This window comes from Aquimarina hainanensis, from assembly GCF_042684685.1.
GTDB classification, from domain to species: domain Bacteria; phylum Bacteroidota; class Bacteroidia; order Flavobacteriales; family Flavobacteriaceae; genus Aquimarina; species Aquimarina hainanensis.
This window is the reverse complement of sequence record NZ_JBHULX010000003.1, coordinates 267,945-292,107: the sequence shown is the minus strand read 5'-3', so window position 1 is coordinate 292,107 and position 24,163 is coordinate 267,945. Positions and strand designations below refer to the sequence as shown.

Below are 24,163 nucleotides of genomic sequence, written 5' to 3'. Positions count from 1 at the left end.
TTGCACTCTTTCTCTTCACACAAATCATCTTAATTTAGGGGCTTAATCTAAAATTAAAACTCACTTTTTATAAAAATTTCATCTTGGGGGAAATGAAACATATAATTCTTAATTATGGTGTAAAGATAGTCTTTTTTTTTATTCCACCAAACAAAAAATGTATTTTATCTAAAAAAACTACAATTAAACGTCATTTTTTAACAAAAAACCATGTAAAGTAAGAAAAATACTACTTTTTATATATTGAATTATTCATACATATCTCCATAGTATTGTACCAAATTCATAAATAATTCTTTTAAAAATTGTGTTTAAAGAAAAAAAAGTACTTCAATTTAAACTATTCCCTATTAAAAAAGTCTAAACTAAAAATCGTACTTTAACTTATTAAACAAATTTACTTTTGGAGTATCGTAATGAAAAACAATTATTAGAAGCATTACAAACGGATCATTCAATGCACTCCGCTTTTTCCCATTTAGTTACTTTGTACAAACAAAGGTTATATTGGCATATTAGAAATATGGTGAAGAATCACGATGATACTGATGATGTTTTACAAAATGTATTCATTAAAGTATATCACAACATTAAAAAGTTCAAAGGAGATAGTAAATTATATTCATGGTTGTATAGAATTGCTACGAATGAATCCCTTACTTTTTTAAACAAAAAAGCGAAAAAACTTAATATTTCTAATGAAGAGTTGCACCTTCAATTAGCACAGAACCTAGAATCAGATGTATATTATGACGGAGACGAAATACAATTAAAATTACAAAAAGCAATTGCAACACTCCCGCAAAAGCAGCAACAAGTATTCAATATGAAATACTTTCAGGAATTAAAGTATAAAGAAATTTCCGAAATTTTGGAAACCAGTGAAGGAGCTCTAAAAGCTTCTTATCATATCGCTTCAAAAAAAATAGAAACTTTCTTACGTAATCATTAAACCTTTCTTATAATATCTTGTCTAATTTATAGTGAAAAACAAAAAACAACATACCAATACAAATCCTTTTAAAGTTCCTAAAAACTACTTTGAAGAGTTTGACACGAAGCTTTTTGATGCTATCGAGCATCAACAGTCGAATGAAATACCAATAGATCTTTCTACCGGATTCAAAACTCCTGAAACATACTTTGACACTTTAGAAAATAAAATTTTAAATACAGTAACAGCTACTCCAAAAAAGACGAAGGTCATATCTTTGTTCTCAAAAAGAAAAATCTTCTTATTTAGTAGTATTGCCGCTATGATAGCATTACTAATAACTATTTATACAAATAATAATCCCAAAGAAACTATAAATTCATTAGATATTGCAGATATTCAAAATTATTTATTAGAAGATGTCATAGATATAAGCTACACAGATATTGCAGAGATGATTGATGATACTGATGAAATTAGTTTTATTGAAGAACTGCAAATTAATGATGAATCATTAATTGAATACCTTTCTGAGGAAGAATTAGACGATGATAACATCTATCTGGATTAGCAGAAACTTATATATTAAATTGATTAACAAAAATCTATCTGACTCCTAAAACAACCCTATAAACACATGAAAAATAATATTATACTCCTTTGTTTTTCTTTCTTTTTGACCATAGGATCTTATGCTCAAAAAGGATATAAAGAAAAAATAAAATCGATGAAAATCGCGCACATTACGCAAGCTTTAGATCTTACCACGAATGAAGCGCAAAAGTTTTGGCCTGTTTACAATGAACACGAACAATCTATGGAAAAGCTAAGACGTGAAATAAATACTATCCACAGAAAAAATCAGCAACAATCAATAGAATCTCTGGATGAGGAAACGGCAAATAACATTGTAACTAAGTATATCAGCTTAGAAGAACAAAAATTTGCTGCTAGACAGAAAATGATGAAAGAATTACGCCCCATTCTGACCAGTAAAAAAATTGTCTTATTAATTAAAGCAGAAAGGGACTTCCACAGACGATTAATGCAAGAATTAAAGCATCGAAGACGAAAACCTAGATAACATCATCAAGCACATATTTAGTCCTCTATTGTAAAGACATATGAGGCAAGTCCAATATCATCCAATGAAATTACTATAAAATAGTTAGACATCAGTGCGAATGCATTTAAACCTCACTCAACAAACAAATATGTGCTTAACAACTTTTACAAATAATATTTCTTATTCAAAGGATAGCTTAGCAATTCTCCCCTTCCCTGCTGCATATGCAATAGTATCCGTTATAAATCGAAGCGTATAAAAGGAAGCATCGCTAATTGTTTTCCAACTTTTTCCTCCATCACCAGATACCGATATTCCCTTAAAGCCTACTGCTATAACCCCTTTTCCTTCAGAGTTAGGAATATAACGCACACAACTTCTATACCCGGGACCTTCTCCATCGGCCACCAATGTCCACGTATTTCCTCCATCTTTAGTCACTACTTTGTTTTTTTGATTAGTATCAGGAGTTGTGTAATCTCCTCCATATATAATTCCTGTATTCCTATCATAAAAATCTAAAGAATAGCCTCCTTTAGTTGGTATTCCCTGAGTAATTGGCGTATCAAAAACGCTCCAGTGCCCCCCTTTGTCAGAAGAATGATACACTCTGGAAGCTCCTCCTCCTGAGAGGATCCATACCTGATCATCTATAATGCTGATATTTCCATTACTAGCTGCAAATGCTGCTTCTCCTTCTACAGCTTTAGGAAATACCTCGCAAGAAACTTTTCTCCAGCTTTGTCCTCCATCTCTGGTAATAATAACTGATAAACACTTATCTGTAGGGTCTCCAATAGCGATCCCCTCTTTGTCATTCCAAAAAGCCATTGCATCATAAAATGCCTTTGGATGTTCTTCCTTATAGACCAATGATGCTTCTCCTGTTTTCTTAGACAGCTTATACAATAAGGCAGGTGATTCAATACTCAAAATAAAAAAATCTTCTTTTGTTGCCGCAATGGCTCTAAAATGTAGCTTTTTCCCCTTCCAGGAAATGGATTTATGATAACTTTTTACTCTTTCTTCCTTATCAAAAGAAATAAAACCGTACTTCCCTTCTGTTCCTGCATAGATAAGCCCTCTGGAATCTATTGTTATCGCACGAATACTAATGGAATCTTCTAATACTGTTTCTATAGAAACGGAAGAAAAAGTATGTTCCGTTTTTTTACTTTGTGCTGTTATTCCTTCAATACTAACACTACACATAATTAAAAACACTATATAATATCTCATCTCCTACGATTTTAAAAAACAACTATAATTTCAGTTATAAAGAGCGCCTTTGAATCTTTTTTTCTTTCTTTTAAACGATTCTCTATAATTTTTTCTAAATATAATATTATTTAAAACACAAAAAACTACCTTTGTCGCCCTTTAAGAAAATAACAATGAGACTACATAGAAATCTTGTTTTTGCCGTTATCGACGGATTACATGAAATATTTAATGAAGAAGAATATGCTGATAAAATAGTTCAAAAATTGCTAAAACGCGATAAGCGATGGGGAGCAAGAGATCGAAGTTTTATTGCAGAAACCGTTTATGAAATCGTTCGCTGGAAAAGATTATATGCAGAAATAGCAGAAGTAAAAGAGCCTTACTCCAGAGAAAATCTATGGCGTATTTTTGCTGTCTGGGCTACATTACGAGGAATTACACTTCCTGACTGGAAACAAATAGCTCCAACACCTACCAGAAGAATCAAAGGAAAATTTGATGAGCTGAGTAAGATCAGAAAATATCGGGAATCAATTCCTGATTGGTTAGACACCTTAGGAGAAACGGAATTAAAAGGTAAATGGGAAAAGGAAATAGCTGCCCTCAATAAACAAGCTCCTGTCGTTCTTAGAGCCAATACCTTAGTCGGTGATAAAAAGAAAGTAAGAAGTTTATTAGAAGATGAACTTATAGATACAGAGTTTATCAAAACATATCCTGATGCATTACAGCTAACAGAACGTGCAAATGTGTTTTCTACACAAGCTTTTAAAAATGGTTTTTTTGAAGTTCAGGATGCCTCTTCTCAATTAGTAGCTGCATTTCTGGATGTAAAACCAGGACAGCGAGTAGTCGATACCTGTGCTGGTGCCGGAGGAAAATCATTACATCTTGCCGCCCTCATGGAAAACAAAGGTCAGATTATTTCCATGGATATCTATGGCAATAAGCTAAAAGAATTAAAAAGGCGCGCCCGAAGAGCAAAAGCTCATAATATAGAAACAAGGGTGATCGAATCTAGTAAAGACATAAAAAAACTCATCGGTAAAGCGGATCGTGTTTTAATCGACGCCCCCTGTAGTGGATTAGGGGTACTCAGACGTAACCCTGATGCTAAGTGGAAATTACAACCTGAATTCTTAGATACCATCAGACAAACACAAAAAGAGATTCTAAGTAGTTATTCCAGAATGGTTAAACCTGGAGGAAAATTAGTCTATGCGACATGCTCTGTTTTGCCCTCAGAAAATGAAAAACAAGTCAAAAACTTTTTGCAATCCGAAGCAGGAGAACACTTCTCTTTTGTCTCGGATAAAAAAATACTTTCTCATGAATCCGGATTTGATGGATTTTATATGGCACTTCTAACCAAAAAAGAATAGACTATAGAAGATTACAACTATCGTCTTATTAAGGTGCTATTATTTTAAATAACTACCATATAACATTTGCCCCCTTTTTCAGGGGGCTTTTTTATACGGTATCAGGTGTTTTATGAAAAGTGTACTGCTCTTAATTTTGCTTCAAAATAAAAACAGTATTATGAAATCACTAAACGCACTTATCATCCTCTGGTTTGTTATTCAAACTCTATTAGCCTGTTTCTTTTATTTTTCTTCGGAGAAAGAAGCCACTTTTTTATTCTGGATAATGGTTCCTTTTATGATTATTAATTGCTTAGGGATTCTTTTTTTACAATTCAATCAAACCAAAATTGGAGCCTGGATGATACTTATTAGCAGTGCCCCATTTGTACCTGCCGGATTAATTGGAGTCTTAGGAGCTAGAAAAATATTAGATCAATTAAAAGAAGAAGAATTATTAAAATCACTATCATAAACATGAATCCTGTAAAACAATATTTTTTAAAGAAAAAACTCACAAATCAACAAGCAATCTTGGGCGTTGTAGCTCTAGTACTCGGAGCTGGAATTTTTATGTTATCTGGGCAACCTTCGCTAATTGGCTTAGCAACTCTTTTTCTGGTGATGAGTTTTGCCAATAAAAGTCTAAAAGTTGTACAAGTATTTCCCAAATATATTGAATTTAAAAAAGGGCTTATCGCTTCTAAGACAATGATTCCGTATGATACTATCAAATCAGTACTAATAGAGAAAAAAGTATTCATAATCTACTATAAAACCAATAATAATAAAGAGAAAAAATTTAAGTTTCATAAAGTATTATTAGAAGATAAAGACTTGAAAGAAGTAATCTCATTATTACAGGAAAACATACCTCAATCTGAGAAAAATCAAATTGAAAACACTGTAAATAGTTAAATCGTTCGACCAAATACAATCCACGCTATTTTTAATTGTTAAAAATAGCGTGGATAACTCTTTTATTATCCCTGTTAATATGATATTAATTTGTTTTAAAAAGAGTAAATTTGCGGCAAATTAAACAATTCAAACATCGAGGTATGATTCATTTCTTCGGAAACTCAAAAGAAAAAGTATTTGCTGTTCAATCGGCTTCGGAAATCACTCCTGAAAATAGTACAAAATTGACCTGGTTATTTGGGAACCAGCCAAAAATATCTGCAGCGTCTATTGACGCTTTTTTTGTTGGTCCCCGCGCAGCAATGATAACTCCCTGGAGTACAAATGCTGTAGAAATAACTCAGAATATGGGAATTGATGGAATTATACGAATTGAAGAATTTCAGGCTGTAGAAAAAGATTTTGAAGACTATGATCCGATGTTGTCTCAGAAGTACAGTAACCTACATCAGGATATCTATACGATCGATATCTCACCGGAAGCAATTTTAGAAATTGATGATATTGCTGCGTATAATACACAAGAAGGGTTAGCACTAAGTGATGAAGAAATAGAATACCTGGAAGATGTCGCTAAAAAAATAGGTCGAAAATTAACCGACTCAGAAGTCTTCGGGTTTTCTCAGGTAAACTCAGAACATTGTAGACATAAAATATTCAACGGTACTTTTATTATTGATGGAGACGAAAAACCGACTTCTTTATTCAAACTGATAAAAAAGACATCTGAAACAAATCCTAATGATATTGTATCAGCTTATAAGGATAATGTAGCTTTTATAAAAGGACCCAGAGTTACTCAGTTTGCTCCAAAAAGTGCTGATAAACCTGATTATTACGAAGAAAAAGAGTTTGATAGTGTTATTTCTTTAAAAGCCGAAACACATAATTTTCCGACCACCGTAGAACCATTTAATGGGGCTGCAACTGGTTCTGGAGGAGAAATCAGGGACCGTTTAGCCGGAGGAAAAGGATCTTTACCACTAGCAGGAACTGCTGTATATATGACCTCCTATTCCCGATTAGAAGAAAACCGCCCATGGGAGCAAGCTGTAGAAGAAAGAAAATGGCTATATCAGACCCCTATGGATATTCTTATCAAAGCCTCTAATGGAGCTTCTGATTTTGGAAATAAATTCGGACAGCCCCTCATTACAGGATCTGTATTGACATTTGAGCATGAAGAGGATGCCCGCAAACTAGGGTTTGATAAAGTAATCATGCAAGCGGGAGGTATCGGATATGGGAAAGCAGAACAAGCCATAAAAGAAGCACCAGAATCCGGGGATAAGATTGTAATACTCGGAGGAGAAAACTACCGTATCGGAATGGGAGGTGCCGCCGTATCCTCAGCAGATACCGGAGAGTTTAGTACTGGAATCGAATTAAACGCTATCCAGCGATCTAATCCGGAAATGCAGAAAAGAGCCGCAAATGCTATCCGGGGAATGGTAGAAAGTGATGTTAATCAAATTGTCTCCATACACGATCACGGAGCCGGAGGACACTTAAATTGTTTATCCGAACTCGTAGAAGAAACCGGAGGTAAAATTGATTTGGATAAACTGCCTGTCGGAGATCCTACACTCTCTGCAAAAGAGATCATCGGAAATGAATCTCAAGAACGTATGGGGCTGGTCATTGGTCAAAAAGATATAGATACCCTACAACGAATTGCTGACAGAGAACGCTCTCCAATGTATCAGGTAGGAGATGTAACCGGGGATCACAGATTTACATTCGAATCAGCTACAAAAGGAGACAAACCAATGGATCTGGAGCTAGATGATATGTTTGGTAGTTCTCCTAAAACCATTATGAAAGACATAACAGTCGCTTATAACTATAAAGACATTACCTATACTAATGAGAACTTCCAGCACTATCTAGAGCAAGTTCTACAATTAGAAGCTGTCGCTTGTAAAGATTGGTTAACTAATAAAGTAGACCGTTGTGTTGGTGGAAAAGTAGCCAAACAACAATGTGTAGGACCTCTACAAATCCCTTTAAATAACTGTGGGGTAATGGCTTTGGATTACAACAGCCAAGAAGGGATTGCAACCAGTATTGGGCACTCTCCTATCTCAGGGCTTATCAATCCAAAAGCTGGAAGCAAAAACTCTATAGCAGAAGCACTGACCAATATTGTCTGGGCGCCTCTAAAAGATGGGTTACAATCTGTTTCCTTATCAGCGAACTGGATGTGGCCTTGTAAAAACGAAGGAGAGGATGCCAGACTATATGAAGCTGTAAAAGCAATTTCTGATTTTGCCATAGAACTGGGAATCAATGTTCCTACAGGAAAAGACTCCTTGTCGATGAAACAAAAATACCCGAATGAAGAAGTTATTTCTCCGGGAACTGTTATCATTTCAGCTGCTGCAAATTGTAATGATATCAATAAAGTAGTTGAACCTGTATTACAAAAAGATCAGGGAGCTATTTATTATATCAACTTATCTCAGGAATCTCATAAACTAGGAGGATCTTCTTTTGCACAAGTATTAAATAAAATTGGATCGGAAGCTCCTGGTATACAAGATGCTGCTTTTTTCAAGAATACCTTTAATACAATACAAGAATTAATAAAAGATGACAAAATTGTAGCAGGACATGATGTTGCTTCAGGAGGGTTAATCACTACATTATTAGAACTTTGTTTTGCAAATGTTAACATAGGAGCAACATTAGATTTATCAACACTTGAGGAAAAAGATACTACGAAACTTTTATTTGCTGAAAATGCAGGAATTGTTTTCCAAAGTGCTGCAGGAGAAAATATAGAAACTATTCTTCAGAAAAAAGGTATTACATTCCATAAAATAGGAAATGTTACCTCTGAGGCATCCTTAGTCATTAAAAATCAAAAAGATGCACTCAACCTGGATATTGTCTCTCTTCGTCAAATCTGGTATAAAACCTCTCTCCTATTGGACAGAAAGCAAACTGCTAATGGATTAGCTGAAGATCGTTTTAACAATTATTACCAACAGCCATTACAATTCGATTTCCCTGTTAATTTTACAGGAAAAAAACCCGTAATTGCCACCAGTAAGAAAAGACCAAAAGCCGCCATTATCAGAGAAAAAGGAAGTAACTCTGAAAGAGAAATGGCCAATGCGATGTACTTAGCTGGCTTCGATGTAAAGGACGTACATATGACAGATCTTATTTCAGGAAGAGAAACTCTGGAAGACATTCAATTCATTGGAGCTGTTGGAGGATTCTCGAATAGTGATGTTCTTGGCTCTGCAAAGGGATGGGCAGGTGCTTTCTTGTATAACGAAAAAGCAAAAACAGCCTTAGATAACTTTTTCAAAAGAGAAGATACCTTATCTGTAGGAATATGTAACGGGTGTCAGCTCTTTGTAGAATTAGGATTGATAAATCCTGATCATGAAGAAAAACCGAAAATGCTTCATAATGATTCCAAAAAGCACGAAAGTGCCTTTACCTCTGTTAAGGTACAAGAAAACAATTCTGTGATGCTATCCTCTCTGGCAGGAAGTACCCTGGGAGTATGGATATCTCATGGAGAAGGAAAGTTTCATTTCCCATTAGAAGAAAACCAATATAACATCGTTGCTAAATATGGATACGAAGGATATCCATCAAACCCTAATGGTTCTGATTACAATACAGCTATGCTAACAGATACCAGTGGGCGACATCTAGTAATGATGCCTCATATAGAACGATCAATTTTCCAGTGGAATTGGGCAAATTACCCAAAAAACAGAAAAGACGAAGTGTCTCCATGGCTCGAAGCATTTGTAAATGCCAAAGTGTGGATTGAGAAAAGGCAAGAGGAATAAACTGAGCTACAGAGGAATAAAAATAAGCTTTAAAATTATAGGATTTTCTCTGATTTTTCAGATTAAAAAATTCGAAACAAAATCGGCAATTAACCAAAGGAGTTATTAAAAAATAGCTCCTTTTTTTATATATTAGATTGTTTTTTTAAGATTTATTTATATTTTGCGAAACTATGCACGCATAATACTTTAAAACAAATTATGACTAAGATTACCAGATTATTCGATTTTCCGCATTACCAATTAGCAAAATACAACCTAAAGGAAGCTTTAGTTACAAAGTATAATGATAAATGGGTTGCTACCTCCACCCAAGAATATATAGAAAAAGCAAATCAAATAAGCAGAGGTTTATTGCGCTTAGGAGTAAAACCAAATGACAAGATTGCTATTATCTCTACTAATAACCGAACCGAATGGAATATTGTTGATATCGGTATTTTACAGATAGGAGCACAAGATGTTCCCATTTACCCTACCATTTCTCAGGAAGATTATGAATACGTATTAAATCATTCAGAATCCAAATACTGTTTTGTTTCTGATAAAGAAGTATTCGACAAAGTAAACAATATCAAAAAGAATGTCCCCTCACTACAGGAAGTATATTCATTTACAGAAATTGAAGGTTGCTCCAATTGGGATACAGTATTAGAGCTTGGTAAAGACGATAGCAACCAGGGAGAAGTAGACGCGCTTATGGCAGCCGTAAAAGAAGATGATATTGCTACCATTATATACACTTCTGGTACTACCGGAAGACCTAAAGGTGTACTATTGAGCCATAAAAACATTGTCAGTAATGCCTTAAACAGCTCCTGTAGATTTCCTATCACTGAAGGACAAGCTAAATCATTAAGTTTTCTACCTGTATGTCATATTTATGAACGCATGTTATTGTACTTATATCAATACCGTGGGGTTTCTATTTATTTTGCTGAATCTATAGAAACAATTAGTGATAACCTGAAAGAGGTACAACCAGATGTAATGACGGCAGTTCCCCGTCTTTTGGAAAAAGTCTATGATAAAATTATAGCGAAAGGAACGGATCTCACCGGAGTTAAAAAAGCTTTGTTTTTCTGGGCGGTAAACCTGGGATTACAATACAAACCTTATAAGGCTAACGGATGGTTATATGAGAAAAAGCTAGGTCTTGCTAGAAAATTGATTTTCAGTAAATGGCAAGAAGCACTTGGTGGTAACTTAAAAATCATTGCTTCTGGTAGTGCTGCATTACAACCCAGATTAGCACGTGTATTCAATGCAGCAGGTATTGCAGTAATGGAAGGATACGGGCTCACAGAAACCTCTCCGGTTATCTCTGTAAATGACCTGAGAGATAATGGATTCAAAATAGGAACCGTAGGAAAGTTAATTCCCGAAACTGAAGTCAAAATTGCAGAAGACGGAGAAATCCTGATAAAAGGACCTCAGGTAATGCAGGGATATTACAAAGACCCGGAAAAGACAAATGAAGTCTTAAAAAATGGATATTTCCATACCGGAGATATCGGAGAAGTAGATAGTGAAGGATTCCTTAGAATCACCGACCGAAAAAAGGAAATGTTCAAAACATCCGGAGGAAAATACGTTGCTCCACAGGTTATAGAAAACATGATGAAACAATCGCGTTTTATAGAGCAGGTTATGGTGATCGGAGAAGGAGAAAAAATGCCGGCAGCTTTTATTCAACCAAACTTTGAATTTCTAGAAGATTGGGCAGAACGAAAAGGACTTGATATCGGAAATTCTAAAGAAGATTTTATTACAAACCAAACTGTTATTGATCGTTATCAGGAAGAAGTAGATCACTATAATGAAAAATTTGGAAAATGGGAACGAATTAAAAGATTCGAATTAACCCCTGAAGAATGGAGTATCGATGCAGGACACCTCACTCCTACTATGAAATTAAAAAGGCGTGTCATAAAGGAAAAGTACAAGGCGCTGTACATCAAGATCTATGGTGACAATACTATCTAGTCACGAACAACATCTAGTTTATTTTTAACTATAATTTAACAAACTCCCTAATAATCAGGGAGTTTTTTTATTAAATTAGTAGTATTCACCCAATATTTTTTATTTTTCTCTTATTTTAAAAGAAATTTATTATGCATGCATAATAAATTTTAGTATATTTACCCTATAATAAAGTTATTGAATGAGAGAAAAAACAATTGACTATGTACTTCGTGCAACTTGGATGTCTGTAGCTAAAATGTATAACGAAGAAGCCAGCAAAAAAGGAAGTACAATGGCCACTGGGTTTGCATTAATCAGTATTGACCCGGAAAATGGGACTCCTTCCACCTCATTAGGTCCAAAAATGGGCATGGAAGCTACCAGTCTATCAAGAACGCTTAAAACCATGGAAGAAAAAGGGCTGATCTACCGAAAAAAAAACCCACAAGATGGTCGTGGCGTATTGATCTACCTCACTCAATTTGGTTTGGAAATGAGAGAGTTTTCCAAAGAAGTAGTTTTTGCTTTTGACAACGCTGTAAAAGAACATATAGCCCCAGAAAAATTAGAAATATTCTTGGAAGTTTTTCAATCAATTAATGATTTGATCGCTTCTAAAAAAATATACACAAAATAAAAATCGTAACATAGTAACAACTCGTAGTTAGAAATGAAAAGAACTATAAAAAAAGTAGCAGTTATCGGTTCAGGGATTATGGGATCGGGAATTGCCTGTCATTTTGCTAATATCGGAGTAGAAGTCTTATTGCTAGACATTGTACCCCGAGAATTAAATGAAAAAGAAAAGAGCAAAGGATTGTCTTTATCTGATAAAGTAGTCCGTAACCGATTAGTTAATGATGCACTTACAGCTTCATTAAAATCGAAACCCTCCCCTATTTATCACAAAAAATTTGCCAGTCGAATTACTACAGGTAATTTAGAAGACGATATCGCAAAAGTAGGAGACGTTGACTGGATTATAGAAGTAGTTGTTGAACGATTAGATATAAAAAAACAGGTTTTTGAGACCTTAGAGAAACACAGAAAGCCCGGAACCCTCATTACATCGAACACTTCAGGGATTCCTATTAAATTTATGAGTGAAGGAAGAAGCGACGACTTCCAAAAACACTTTTGTGGTACTCACTTCTTTAACCCTCCTAGATACCTGAAGCTTTTCGAAATTATTCCAGGACCTCAAACCTCAGAAGAAGTACTTTCATTTCTTAATGGATATGGAGAACAATATCTGGGAAAAACCTCAGTTGTCGCAAAAGACACGCCTGCATTTATAGGGAACAGAATTGGAATTTTCAGTATTATGAGTTTATTCCATATGGTTAAGGATATGGGACTAACCATAGAAGAAGTTGATAAATTAACCGGTCCTGTTATTGGTCGTCCAAAATCGGCTACATTTAGAACTGTAGATGTTGTAGGACTTGATACATTAGTACATGTTGCCAATGGTATTGCAGAAAACTGTCCTGATGATGAACGCCATACTCTATTTTCTCTTCCTGGTTTTATAGGAACTATGATGGAAAACAAATGGCTAGGAAGCAAAACAAAGCAAGGTTTCTATAAGAAAAGTGTAACAGAAGACGGAAAAAAAGAAATCCTTTCTCTCGACCTGGACACCTTGGAATATCGCAGCAAAAAAAGAGCCTCATTTGCTACGCTAGAGTTGACAAAAACTATTGATGCTGTTATAGATAGATTCAAAGTACTGGTTACCGGAAAAGACAAAGCAGGAGAGTTTTACAGAAAAACCTTTGCTGCACTTTTTGCATATGTATCCAATAGAATTCCTGAGATTACAGATGAGCTTTATAAGATAGATGACGCTATGAAAGCTGGATTTGGATGGGAACACGGACCATTTCAGATATGGGATGCTATCGGGGTAGAAAAAGGGTTAGACATCATGAAAGCAGAAGGATATGAAGCTGCCGGATGGATTAATGATATGATTACTTCTGGAAATACTTCTTTTTATTCCGTAAAAGAAGGAGCTACTTATTTCTATGATATCCCATCTAAAAAACAGACAAAAGTTCCTGGTCAAGATGCCTTTATCATACTTGATAATATTCGAGAATCTTCTGCTGTATTCAAAAATAGCGGAGTTGTTGTTGAAGATCTGGGAGATGGAATTCTCAATGTGGAGTTCCAGAGTAAAATGAACTCTATAGGAGGAGACGTTCTTGCCGGATTAAACAAAGCAATTGATATTGCTGAGAAAGATTTTCAAGGGTTAGTAGTAGGAAATCAGGGAGCGAATTTCTCCGTCGGAGCCAATATCGCCATGATATTTATGATGGCTGTAGAACAAGAGTACGATGAGTTAAATATGGCCGTAAAATACTTTCAGGATAGCTGCATGAGACTTAGGTATTCTTCAATTCCAACCATTGTTGCTCCTCATGGAATGACTCTCGGAGGCGGATGTGAAATGACGTTACATGCTGATAAAGTAGTTGCGGCGGCAGAAAGTTATATCGGATTGGTAGAATTCGGTGTAGGAGTTATCCCGGGAGGAGGAGGATCTAAAGAAATGGCCTTAAGAGCCGCTGATACTTTCCAGAAAAACGATGTAGAACTAAACCGCCTTCAGGAGCACTTCCTGACTATAGGAATGGCAAAAGTTTCTACCTCTGCATATGAGGCATATGATACGAATATCCTCCAACATGGGAAAGATATCGTCGTGGTCAATAAAAACCGACAGATTGCTACCGCTAAAGCATATGCCAAACTAATGGCTGAGCAGGGATATACACAGCCCGTACGAAGAAAAGATGTAAAAGTATTAGGTAAACAAGCCCTGGGAATGTTCCTGGTAGGAACTGATTCTATGGAGGCAGGAAAATACATATCAGAACACGATAAAAAGATCGCGAATAAACTTGCGTATGTGATGGCTGGAGGAGATCTGTCAGAAGCATCCCTGGTATCCGAACAATATTTATTAGACCTAGAGCGAGAAGCTTTCTTATCGCTAACGACAGAGCGTAAAACCTTAGAACGTATTGAGCATATGCTTAAGAAAGGAAAGCCGCTACGTAACTAATAAACTTTGTTTTTTTAACAACCTCTAAAATCTATTTTCAAAAATGAAAACAGCATATATAGTAAAAGCATATAGAACAGCAGTAGGGAAAGCCCCCAGAGGAGTCTTTAGATTCAAAAGACCAGATGAATTAGCTGCTGAAACTATCGAACATATGATGAAAGAATTACCAAATCTGGACAAAACCAGAATTGATGATGTCATCGTCGGAAATGCTATGCCAGAAGCAGAGCAAGGACTGAATGTCGCCCGATTAATATCACTTATGGGGCTAAAAGTAGAAGATGTTCCTGGAGTAACCGTCAACAGATACTGTGCTTCCGGGATTGAGACTATTGGAATGGCTACCGCAAAAATTCAATCAGGAATGGCAGATTGTATCATTGCCGGAGGTGCAGAAAGCATGTCTTATATTCCAATGGGAGGATATAAACCGACTCCTGATTATTCGGTAGCAGCTGCCGGAAATGAAGATTACTACTGGGGTATGGGACTTACCGCAGAAGCTGTCGCAAATCAGTTCAAGGTTTCGAGAGAAGATCAGGATGAATTTGCCTACAATTCTCACATGAAAGCCTTAAAAGCCCAGGCAGAAGATCGTTTTAAAGATCAAATTGTCCCCATTACCGTAGATCAGGTATATGTTGATGAGAATGGTAAAAAGGTATCAAAATCGTATACGGTAACCAAAGACGAAGGACCCCGAGCAGGAACCAGTACAGAAGTGCTTGCCAAACTAAGACCTGTATTTGCTGCTGGAGGTAGTGTTACCGCCGGAAACTCTTCTCAGATGAGTGATGGAGCTGCTTTCGTATTAGTAATGAGCGAAGAGATGGTAAAAGAACTTAATATAGAACCAATTGCCAGGCTTGTCAATTATGCAGCTGCCGGAGTAGAACCCAGAATTATGGGGATAGGTCCTGTAAAAGCGATCCCTAAAGTATTAAAGCAGGCCGGATTACAGCAAAACGATGTAGACCTGATAGAATTGAATGAAGCTTTTGCTTCTCAATCACTCGCTGTTATGAGGGAGTTAGACCTCAATCAGGAAATTGTCAATGTTAATGGAGGAGCCATCGCATTAGGACACCCACTTGGTTGTACAGGTGCAAAGTTATCTGTTCAGTTATTTGATGAAATGAGAAAAAGAAACATGCAAGGAAAGTACGGAATGGTTACTATGTGTGTAGGAACAGGTCAGGGAGCGGCTGGAGTATATGAGTTTTTGAACTAAAACAACCTCAGTCAGCCAATAATTCTATTTACAACACTAATAGATTCTCAGGAATCTATACTAAAAAAATTAAATACCATGAGTACAACAAAAAAAGATATTCTAAGAGGAGGGCAATTCCTTGTAAAAGAAACAAATTGCGAAGACGTATTTACGCCTGAAGATTTTTCTGAAGAGCAACGAATGATGCGTGACAGTGCCAAAGAGTTTGTAGACAGAGAACTATGGGCACACTGGGAGCGTTTTGAGAAAAAAGACTACGCTTTTACTGAAGAGTGTATGCGAAAAGCCGGAGAACTAGGGCTCCTTGGAGTTGCTGTTCCTGAAGCTTACGGAGGTCTAGGAATGGGATTTGTTTCAACCATGCTGGTCTGCGATTATATATCTGGTGCTACAGGATCTTTTAGTACCGCATTTGGCGCCCATACAGGTATTGGGACCATGCCAATTACTTTATATGGAAATGAAGAACAAAAAAGCAAATATGTTCCAAAATTAGCCAGTGGAGAATGGTTTGGAGCTTACTGTCTGACAGAACCGGGAGCAGGATCTGATGCCAACTCCGGAAAAACAAAGGCTGTACTTTCTGATGATGGATCTCACTATCTTATTTCTGGTCAAAAAATGTGGATCTCCAATGCAGGGTTTTGCAATCTGTTTATTGTATTTGCCAGAATAGAAGACGATAAAAATATCACCGGGTTTATTGTAGAAAATGATCCTTCTAATGGAATCTCTCTCGGAGATGAAGAAAAGAAACTGGGAATACACTCCTCCTCTACCCGACAAGTATTTTTTAGCAATACAAAAGTCCCGGTAGAAAACATGCTTTCAGAAAGAGGAAATGGTTTTAAAATTGCCATGAATGCCCTGAATGTAGGACGTATAAAACTAGCCGCTGCATGTCTTGATGCCCAACGAAGAATTATTGATGAGGCAACTAAATATGCCAACGAACGAATTCAATTCAAAACTCCAATCATGAATTTCGGTGCTATTAAGGCAAAAATTGCAGAAATGGCGACCAACGCATACGCTGATGAATCTGCATGCTATAGAGCTGCCAAAAATATCGAAGATCGTATTGCTATCAGACAAGAAGAAGGAAACTCTCATCAGGAAGCTGAATTAAAAGGAGTAGAAGAATACGCTATTGAATGTTCAATTCTCAAAGTAGCTGTATCCGAAGACGTACAAAACTGTACAGATGAAGGGATTCAGATTTTTGGAGGAATGGGGTTTTCTGCAGATACCCCTATGGAGTCTGCCTGGAGAGATGCCCGTATCTCTAGAATATATGAAGGAACTAATGAAATCAACAGAATGCTCTCTATCGGGATGCTTATAAAAAAAGCAATGAAAGGTCATGTAGATCTTTTAAATCCTGCCATGAAAGTAGCCGATGAACTAACAGGAATTCCTTCTTTTGACACCCCTGACTACAGTGCTCTTTTCTCTATGGAAAAAGAATTGATCGGGAAACTAAAGAAAGTATTCTTAATGGTTGCAGGAGCTGCAATTCAGAAATACGGTCCGCAACTAGAAGAACACCAACAGCTTCTTTTAGCAGCTTCTGATATTTTGATTGAAATATACATGGCAGAATCTACTATTTTGAGAACAGAGAAAAATGCCAAACGAAATGGAGAAGATTCTCAAAAGGTACAAATTGCCATGGCACAGTTATACCTTTATAATGCAGTAGATACGATTACTCAAAAAGCCAAAGAAGGCATCGTATCTTTTGCTGAAGGAGACGAGCAACGTATGATGCTAATGGGATTAAAACGCTTTACCAAATACCCTACACATCCTAACATTGTCGAATTACGAAAATGTATTGCAGATAGTGTAGCAAAGGAAAATGGATACCACTTTTCATAGCAGATAATCAGTTATAAAAAGCTTTTAATTCTAAATTTCGAAAGCGGTCATTACTTTAATTATAAAAGTAAAGATCGCTTTTTTATTTTTGTACTACAGAAACCTTCTATTTATGCTAAAAAAAACAGCACTTATTCTCATTATTGCCAGCCTTTTTGCCTGTAAAGAAAGAACCACTCATACTACTTTTTCCCTTATTGCTCAATCAGACCAGGAAACCTACAAAAAAGTTGATCATCAACTCAGGGATATAAAAAAAGCAATTATTGCCCCGGATATAGACGGATCAAAAAATGATCCTATCTGGAACAACACCCAATGGTATGCTATTGATCAAAAATGGTCAGGAGCAGCGTATTCCTTCTCTGACTTTTTTGCCCGGTATAAAATGAGTTGGACCTCGGAAGCATTATACCTTTTGGTGGAGATCAAAGATGATACCCTTATCAATAAACACACCTATACTCCAGAGGGAAATGATTATATCCAACTATTTATTGATCAGGATAATTCTGGAGGAAAATTCCCTGAACAACATAATATTTTTAATTATACCATTACGCCTGACGGTAATGTAATCGGTTTTGATCCTAAAGGGGCACTTCTTTTCTACAATCATCATGTACAATCCCAGAAAAACTCCTTTAATGATGTAACTACCTGGGAATTTAAGATTACGATATATGATCAATCTTATAAAGAAAACGGTGTCAATGATCAGGTCATATTGCAAAAAGATCAAAAATTAGGTTTTATGATCGCATATAACGATGTAGACACCTCATCGGACACTTCCAAAATTGGCTCTGTCTTTATTTATGAAGAAGAATACCAATCCTTAAAAAACAACGCAAACACCTTTGGAACTCTTGTATTAAAGGAATAACTCATTATTCCCCCTATTAATAAATAGTAAGTACCTGTCAATTTATTTTATTAGGGAAGGTGAGGCTTTTTCGCATATCAATTCCCCATGATCTCTTTATGTATTTTACACATGATTTAGTATAAACTTATCTGTGACCTGTGTATTCATATGGTCTATATACAATAGAAGAAATTAATTAACGTCCTAACCTATCTTTTAATCTTGTCATTGCTTTTGTCATTTGTCCTTCTACTGTTTTTACGGAGATATTTAGTTGCTCTGCTACCTCTTTATACCTCAGTCCCTGAAATTTAGCCAACACAAAAACATGCTTACATTTTGGAGGGAGGTTTTCTATTTCCGCATGTACATCTTTTATCCGTTTCTGAATGTATTCATCATCTTCTTCTATAAAGACATCCAACACTTCCATTTTTGTTTGATCGATAAAGCTTAATTCATTCCTTCTTTTTTTATATGAATCAACAAATTCATAATAACACGACTTATATAAATAACTTTTTAAAGAAGTTTTTACCTTAAGTTTTTTCCTGTTTTTCCAGACACTCAACATCACATTCTGAACAATGTCTTCTGCCTGTGCCCGCTCTTTTGTATATCCTAGCACATACAAACATAACTCATTGTAATACAGATCATAAATATGCCTATACACAAACTCATTTCCTTTTTTTAATTCTTCTATTTGGGTATTATTTTCTATGAGTAGTATGTTTTTTTAATAGCTAAAATTTAACGCTAGATTAACAAAAAGTCACGGCAAATTTAAATAAATATTAAAATTTTTAACTAAAAAATAAGGGTATTGAAAAAATTAACAGTCTTAGCTATAAATATAGACAATTATTAACAATGGAAAAAGGGAAAGATTTAGAAATAAATCAAATAATAAAATACCTCAACGGAGAATTATCTGAGGAGGAGACAGCCCTGTTTAATACCTGGTTAAAAGAAAAAGAAAATCGAGAATTATTTAAACAATATGCCGTTACTGATCACTATGTTCAATTAGGGAAAAATGATTTTGATAAAGACAAAGCTTTTTCCAACTTCATACAAAAGAAAAATAATACCCGAGGGTTTATTTCCAGACTTGGTCAGTACACCAAATATGCTGCTGCAATTGTTGGAATTGCTTTTTGCACAACCTTCTTTACTGATAAAACAGAATTAAAGCTTGAAGATATTACTACAGAAATAAGCTTAGAGCTTAGCGATGGTAGTGTCAGTATGATCAAAGTCGAAGATACTTTTAAAGAAATCAAAGACGAAAATGGAATGACGGTAAGTGTACAAAAAGGAAGCAAACTTACCTACCAGCAGCAAAATGAACTAGAGGAAGTGATTATTAACACATTAAGAGTTCCTAAAGGCAGAAAACTACAAATTGAATTATCAGATGGAACCATTGTACATATCAATGCCGGATCGACATTGACATTCCCTTCTAGTTTTATAGCTGGTACTACCAGAAAAGTATCTCTGGAAGGAGAAGCTTATTTTAAGGTTGCCAAAAATCCTGAAGATGCATTCATTGTAGCTACTAACGGAATTAATACAGAAGTATTCGGTACGGAATTTAATGTTTCTTCATATGCGAATGATTCTTTTTCTGAAGTGGTATTAATAGAAGGAAGTGTTGGTGTGTTTAAAGACAAAGAGCGTTTTGATCAACATACAGATAAACGACTTTCTCCTAATCAAAAAGCAAGGATTAGTAGTGTTGGAAAAAAGATCAAAATCAGCCAAGTAGATGTTAGCCAATATATTGCATGGATTGATAATATCCTACTATTCAAAAATGAAAGTTTCGAAAATATCATGAAAAAACTGGAACGTTCGTATGATGTAGAGATCACTATCAATAATGAAACTATTAAAAAGGAAAAATTCACAGGGCAATTTGATACAGAAAGTATTGAAAATGTTTTAAATACTTTTAGAAGTAACACCCTGTTTAGCTACGAAATAAAGGAAAACCAGATAATAATTAACCCATAAAAAAACAAAAAAAGAAAGGATGCATGAAAAAAAATTGACATAAAAGAAAAAAATCGAGAAATGCTGCAACATTCCTCGATTTAGAAAAATTGTAATTTAATAACGGTTCAAAATCATTAAATCATATTAAAAATATGAAAAAAAATAGACAGAATTACACTAGAAGTGTAATTAAATCTAAACTCAGTTTAAAAATGAGGCTAACAGTACTACTCCTGTTTGTGTCGCTTTTAAGAATAAATGCCAGCTCTTATTCGCAAAACACCCGAATAAGCATGGATATCAACAATATAAGTGTTGAAAAAGTTTTTGACTTAATTAAGAAAAAAACAGAATTCAAAATTTTTTATAAAAATTCTGAAGTAAATCTTAAAAGAAAAATCACCTTAAAAGCCAGAAAGCAAAAAATAGGATATATTTTAGACAAAGCGCTAAAAAACACGAATATTTCTTATAAAATAGTAGATAAACAAATCGTACTATTCAAAAGCAATATTAATGATAGAGAAATACAAAATCGATTAAAAGAAATTCAAGATCTAATCGAGATCAAAGGACAGGTAGTTGATAAAAACGGCTCCCCTATCCCAGGTACCACCGTAAGTATCGAAGGAACTTCAAAAGGGGTAGTTACTGATTTTGACGGGATGTTTGTAATAAAAGTAAACAAAGCCAATGTGTTAGTTATAGAAAACCTTGGTTTTGAAACCCAGAAGATTACAATCACCAATCAAAAGAAGTTAAAAGTTGTTTTAAAAGAATCTGTAGAGGCACTTGATGAAGTAATCATTACAGATGGTTATAAAAAAATCGACCGTCGCTTATTTACCGGAGCAGCCACTCGTTTAAAATTAGAAGATGTAAAAATAGATGGAGTGTCTGATGCTTCTAGAATGCTAGAAGGAAAAGATGCCGGAGTTGTGGTAGATAACGTTTCTGGTTCTTTTGGAGCTTCTCCAAGAATTCGAATTCGTGGTAATACTTCTATTAATGGTAATAACAATCCTATTTGGGTAGTCGATGGAGTAATCCTGGAAGACAATGTAGAATTAAATCAGGATGATCTTTCTTCAGGAGATATCAATTCTCTTATCGGATCCTCTAGTGCTGGGATCAACCCGGATGATATTGAATCTTTCTCCATTCTAAAAGATGCTTCTGCTACCGCTTTGTACGGAGCCAGAGCTAAAAACGGGGTAATTGTAATTACCACTAAAAATGGTAAAAAAGGACAGATGAGAATCAACTACAACAGTAGTTTCTCTCATAGATTACGTCCTCGATATAATAACTTTAATGTACTAAACTCTCAGCAGGAATTATCTGTATATGCAGAACTGGTTAATAAAGGATTAATCGATCTAACCACTGCTCAGCGTGCTGAATCTTACGGAGTAATTGGGAAGTACTATAACCTGAGAGCTACGAATGAAGCCCCTGTTGGTCCTAACGGAGAATTAGACAATGATTATTTCAGAAGGTATCAAACAGCAAACACCGATTGGTTTAAAACATTATTTAATGACCTTTCTATACAACAAAATCACTCTTTAAACATTTCTGGAGGTAGTGATGATGCTGTATACTTCTTTTCTTTAAGTTACTTAAATGATGAAGGACAGACGATCGGAGATGAGGTACAACGCTATACCGCCAGACTAAATACTAAATTTAATCTATCAGATAAACTTACATTAGGAACCTCTATTGTAGGAAGCATCAGAGATCAGAGAGCTCCGGGAACAAATGACAGAGAATTAAATTCTATTACAGGAGAATTCGAAAGGGAATTTGACATCAACCCATTTAGCTTTTCTCTGACTAATAGTAGAAGTGTAACTCCTTATGACGCAAATGGAAACCTGGAATTCTTCAGAAAGAACTATGCACCGTTCAATATCATCCACGAACTAAGAAATAATTTCATTGATATTGATGTTACGGATATTACATTCCAGACCGATCTGAACTATCAGATAAAAGACAATCTTTCATTTAGTTCCACTTTTAACTATAGAAAGGCAATTACACAACGGGAGCATATAATTGGAGACAACTCGAATCAAGCAGAAGCTTATCGGGCTGATGACGGTGTCTTAATCAATATCAACCCGTTTTTATATCAGGATCAGGATAATCCCAGAAGACCTCGATATTCTATCTTACCAGAAGGTGGATTAAATATTTATAATGAAGATGTATTAGATTATGCATACCTTAGAAATGCTATTACCTGGAACCCAAAATTAAATGACAATAATATTTTTTCATTTCTATTAGGGCAAGAGGTTAAATCTACCACCAGACAAAGTAGAGAATATACAGGTTTTGGTATCTCATATGATAATGGATATATTGTAAATACCAACCCAGACGCTATTGACCAATTAACAGATAGCAGAGATCAATACTTTGGCATTAGAAATTTTAGAGATCGTTTTGTAGGTTTCTTCTTTAATGCAGGATATAGCTTAAAGAACAAATATACCTTAAACGGAACGTTACGATATGATGGATCTAACTTACAAGGATCCAGCAGTAAAGCACGTTATTTAACCAACTATAACATTAGTGGGGCATGGAATATTCATAAAGAAGATTTCTTGTATGCGGATTGGATAAACAATCTTAAGTTAAAAGCTACGTATGGACTATCAGGAGGAAGAGGACCATTAACCAGTGCCTCTTTGGATCTAAGAGCTCGTGTACCATTGCGCCCACAAGACGTAGAAAGTGTAATAGGAATCAGATCCCTAGAGAATAATGATTTGACCTTTGAAAAACTAAAAGAATTTAGTACTGGTCTTGAATTTGGGTTCTTTAATAACCGAATCGCTGGTGAAATCGGATACTACAAACGTAATTCTTTTGACCTTATAGGGCTGATCAAGACCAGTGGAGTCGGAGGAGAAGCCTTTAAAACAGGAAACTATGCAGATTTAAAAGTTGATGGGTATGAATTTGCACTGTCAACGGTAAATATTAAAACGCCTAAATTCTCATGGACTACTAATTTTAATGTAGGATATAATACAGAAAAAATTACAGAACTTCGTTTTAATCCTAGGTTAGTAGATTTAATAACTTCGACAGGAGCTCCTTTTACAGGAAGAGAAATTTCTGCCCTATATTCTACCAGATTTGCCGGATTAAATGAATTTGGAATCCCAACATTCTTTGACGCTGATAATAATCGGGTAACCAATATCAACTTACAGGATAGAGAAGATATCGAGAAAATATTAAAGTATGAAGGACCAACACAACCAAGAGGAGCAGGTGGATTAACCAATACCTTTACCTTTGGAGACTTTACATTAGCCGCTAATATTTCTTTTAAATTTGATTATAAAATCAGATTGAACAGCAATTTTGACTCTAGATACACTGATTTTAACTCTTTACCTCAAGAATTAATCAACAGATGGTCACTTCCTGGTGATGAAAATACCACAAACATTCCTGCTATTCTCGATAGAAGAATTACCAGAGATATTTTAAGAAATGACAACGCATATGACCTGTATAATAACAGTGATATCAGAGTTGCCGACGGTACATATGCCAGAATGCGATCGATTGCACTAGGATATACTGTTCCTAAAAGTTATGCTCAGAAGCTAGGATTGTCATCTGCGAAAGTACGTGTACAAGGAGAGAACTTATTCTTATTGTATTCTGATGATAAGCTACAAGGACAGGATCCTGAATTCTTTAATACAGGAGGTGCTGCACTACCATTAGCTAAGACGATTACAGTATCTCTAAATGTTGGATTCTAAAAAGA

17 protein-coding genes are annotated in these 24,163 nt (G+C 35.3%); 15 read left to right on the top strand and 2 right to left on the bottom strand.

Annotated elements, in window-relative coordinates:
- The first annotated feature begins 457 nt into the window (after positions 1-457).
- The 3 genes from ACFSTE_RS05460 to ACFSTE_RS05450 all read left to right on the top strand — a co-directional run bounded on the left by ACFSTE_RS05460 (position 458) and on the right by ACFSTE_RS05450 (position 2,018).
- Positions 458-952, top strand: a complete 495-nt coding sequence (locus ACFSTE_RS05460) for an RNA polymerase sigma factor (RefSeq protein WP_176031135.1) — start codon at positions 458-460, stop codon at positions 950-952.
- Between the two features lie 31 nt (positions 953-983).
- Complete coding sequence (locus ACFSTE_RS05455; RefSeq protein WP_378255532.1) at positions 984-1,505, top strand: hypothetical protein; 522 nt, start codon at positions 984-986, stop codon at positions 1,503-1,505.
- 66 nt (positions 1,506-1,571) lie between these two features.
- Positions 1,572-2,018, top strand: a complete 447-nt coding sequence (locus ACFSTE_RS05450; protein ID WP_176029756.1) for a Spy/CpxP family protein refolding chaperone — start codon at positions 1,572-1,574, stop codon at positions 2,016-2,018.
- 162 nt (positions 2,019-2,180) lie between these two features.
- On the opposite strand, the gene ACFSTE_RS05445 is transcribed toward ACFSTE_RS05450, so the two are convergent.
- Positions 2,181-3,239: a WD40/YVTN/BNR-like repeat-containing protein gene (locus ACFSTE_RS05445; RefSeq protein WP_378255534.1), complete on the bottom strand. Its 1,059-nt coding sequence runs from the start codon at positions 3,237-3,239 to the stop codon at positions 2,181-2,183.
- Positions 3,240-3,394: 155 nt separating this feature from the next.
- On the opposite strand from ACFSTE_RS05445, the gene ACFSTE_RS05440 reads away from it, so the two are divergent.
- The 10 genes from ACFSTE_RS05440 (at position 3,395) to ACFSTE_RS05395 (ending at position 18,372) form a co-directional block, all read left to right on the top strand.
- Complete coding sequence (locus tag ACFSTE_RS05440) at positions 3,395-4,606, top strand: RsmB/NOP family class I SAM-dependent RNA methyltransferase (protein ID WP_176029754.1); 1,212 nt, start codon at positions 3,395-3,397, stop codon at positions 4,604-4,606.
- Between the two features lie 160 nt (positions 4,607-4,766).
- Positions 4,767-5,063 carry a hypothetical protein gene (locus ACFSTE_RS05435; RefSeq protein WP_378255537.1) on the top strand — a complete coding sequence of 99 codons (297 nt, stop codon included), beginning with the start codon at positions 4,767-4,769 and terminating at the stop codon, positions 5,061-5,063.
- Between the two features lie 2 nt (positions 5,064-5,065).
- Positions 5,066-5,506: a hypothetical protein gene (locus ACFSTE_RS05430; protein ID WP_378255539.1), complete on the top strand. Its 441-nt coding sequence runs from the start codon at positions 5,066-5,068 to the stop codon at positions 5,504-5,506.
- A 143-nt stretch (positions 5,507-5,649) separates the two neighbouring features.
- Positions 5,650-9,324 carry a phosphoribosylformylglycinamidine synthase gene (gene purL / locus ACFSTE_RS05425; protein ID WP_378258912.1) on the top strand — a complete coding sequence of 1,225 codons (3,675 nt, stop codon included), beginning with the start codon at positions 5,650-5,652 and terminating at the stop codon, positions 9,322-9,324.
- 201 nt (positions 9,325-9,525) lie between these two features.
- On the top strand, positions 9,526-11,310 hold the full coding sequence (locus tag ACFSTE_RS05420; protein ID WP_176029750.1) for an AMP-dependent synthetase/ligase: 1,785 nt from the start codon (positions 9,526-9,528) through the stop codon (positions 11,308-11,310).
- 181 nt (positions 11,311-11,491) lie between these two features.
- On the top strand, positions 11,492-11,929 hold the full coding sequence (locus tag ACFSTE_RS05415) for a MarR family winged helix-turn-helix transcriptional regulator (RefSeq protein WP_176029749.1): 438 nt from the start codon (positions 11,492-11,494) through the stop codon (positions 11,927-11,929).
- A gap of 33 nt (positions 11,930-11,962) precedes the next feature.
- Positions 11,963-14,368 (top strand): 3-hydroxyacyl-CoA dehydrogenase/enoyl-CoA hydratase family protein, encoded by a 2,406-nt coding sequence (locus tag ACFSTE_RS05410; protein WP_176029748.1) that lies wholly within the window; start codon positions 11,963-11,965, stop codon positions 14,366-14,368.
- Between the two features lie 43 nt (positions 14,369-14,411).
- The gene (locus ACFSTE_RS05405; RefSeq protein ID WP_176029747.1) at positions 14,412-15,602 is read left to right on the top strand and encodes an acetyl-CoA C-acyltransferase; all 1,191 of its coding nucleotides are present in this window, start codon (positions 14,412-14,414) and stop codon (positions 15,600-15,602) included.
- Between the two features lie 78 nt (positions 15,603-15,680).
- Positions 15,681-17,486 (top strand): acyl-CoA dehydrogenase family protein, encoded by a 1,806-nt coding sequence (locus ACFSTE_RS05400; protein ID WP_176029746.1) that lies wholly within the window; start codon positions 15,681-15,683, stop codon positions 17,484-17,486.
- Positions 17,487-17,598: 112 nt separating this feature from the next.
- Complete coding sequence (locus ACFSTE_RS05395; RefSeq protein WP_176029745.1) at positions 17,599-18,372, top strand: sugar-binding protein; 774 nt, start codon at positions 17,599-17,601, stop codon at positions 18,370-18,372.
- 178 nt (positions 18,373-18,550) lie between these two features.
- Here ACFSTE_RS05395 and ACFSTE_RS05390 read toward each other — a convergent pair whose 3' ends face one another.
- Positions 18,551-19,030 (bottom strand): RNA polymerase sigma factor, encoded by a 480-nt coding sequence (locus ACFSTE_RS05390; RefSeq protein WP_378255543.1) that lies wholly within the window; start codon positions 19,028-19,030, stop codon positions 18,551-18,553.
- A 197-nt stretch (positions 19,031-19,227) separates the two neighbouring features.
- Between ACFSTE_RS05390 and ACFSTE_RS05385 the strand changes: the two genes are divergently transcribed.
- Both ACFSTE_RS05385 and ACFSTE_RS05380 read left to right on the top strand, forming a co-directional pair.
- On the top strand, positions 19,228-20,376 hold the full coding sequence (locus tag ACFSTE_RS05385; RefSeq protein ID WP_176029743.1) for a FecR family protein: 1,149 nt from the start codon (positions 19,228-19,230) through the stop codon (positions 20,374-20,376).
- A 134-nt stretch (positions 20,377-20,510) separates the two neighbouring features.
- On the top strand, positions 20,511-24,158 hold the full coding sequence (locus ACFSTE_RS05380) for a SusC/RagA family TonB-linked outer membrane protein (RefSeq protein WP_378255545.1): 3,648 nt from the start codon (positions 20,511-20,513) through the stop codon (positions 24,156-24,158).
- Positions 24,159-24,163 lie beyond the last annotated feature (5 nt).

Bases quoted from the DNA above. Each gene is read 5' to 3' on its own strand.
- ACFSTE_RS05435 (WP_378255537.1), top strand. From the start codon at position 4,767: ATGAAATCACTAAACGCACTTATCATCCTCTGGTTTGTTATTCAAACT.
- ACFSTE_RS05420 (WP_176029750.1), top strand. From the start codon at position 9,526: ATGACTAAGATTACCAGATTATTCGATTTTCCGCATTACCAATTAGCA.
- purL (WP_378258912.1), top strand. From the start codon at position 5,650: ATGATTCATTTCTTCGGAAACTCAAAAGAAAAAGTATTTGCTGTTCAA.
- ACFSTE_RS05445 (WP_378255534.1), bottom strand. From the start codon at position 3,239: ATGAGATATTATATAGTGTTTTTAATTATGTGTAGTGTTAGTATTGAA.
- ACFSTE_RS05415 (WP_176029749.1), top strand. From the start codon at position 11,492: ATGAGAGAAAAAACAATTGACTATGTACTTCGTGCAACTTGGATGTCT.
- ACFSTE_RS05395 (WP_176029745.1), top strand. From the start codon at position 17,599: ATGCTAAAAAAAACAGCACTTATTCTCATTATTGCCAGCCTTTTTGCC.
- ACFSTE_RS05460 (WP_176031135.1), top strand. From the start codon at position 458: ATGCACTCCGCTTTTTCCCATTTAGTTACTTTGTACAAACAAAGGTTA.
- ACFSTE_RS05385 (WP_176029743.1), top strand. From the start codon at position 19,228: ATGGAAAAAGGGAAAGATTTAGAAATAAATCAAATAATAAAATACCTC.
- ACFSTE_RS05410 (WP_176029748.1), top strand. From the start codon at position 11,963: ATGAAAAGAACTATAAAAAAAGTAGCAGTTATCGGTTCAGGGATTATG.
- ACFSTE_RS05400 (WP_176029746.1), top strand. From the start codon at position 15,681: ATGAGTACAACAAAAAAAGATATTCTAAGAGGAGGGCAATTCCTTGTA.
- ACFSTE_RS05380 (WP_378255545.1), top strand. From the start codon at position 20,511: ATGAAAAAAAATAGACAGAATTACACTAGAAGTGTAATTAAATCTAAA.
- ACFSTE_RS05405 (WP_176029747.1), top strand. From the start codon at position 14,412: ATGAAAACAGCATATATAGTAAAAGCATATAGAACAGCAGTAGGGAAA.
- ACFSTE_RS05440 (WP_176029754.1), top strand. From the start codon at position 3,395: ATGAGACTACATAGAAATCTTGTTTTTGCCGTTATCGACGGATTACAT.
- ACFSTE_RS05430 (WP_378255539.1), top strand. From the start codon at position 5,066: ATGAATCCTGTAAAACAATATTTTTTAAAGAAAAAACTCACAAATCAA.
- ACFSTE_RS05450 (WP_176029756.1), top strand. From the start codon at position 1,572: ATGAAAAATAATATTATACTCCTTTGTTTTTCTTTCTTTTTGACCATA.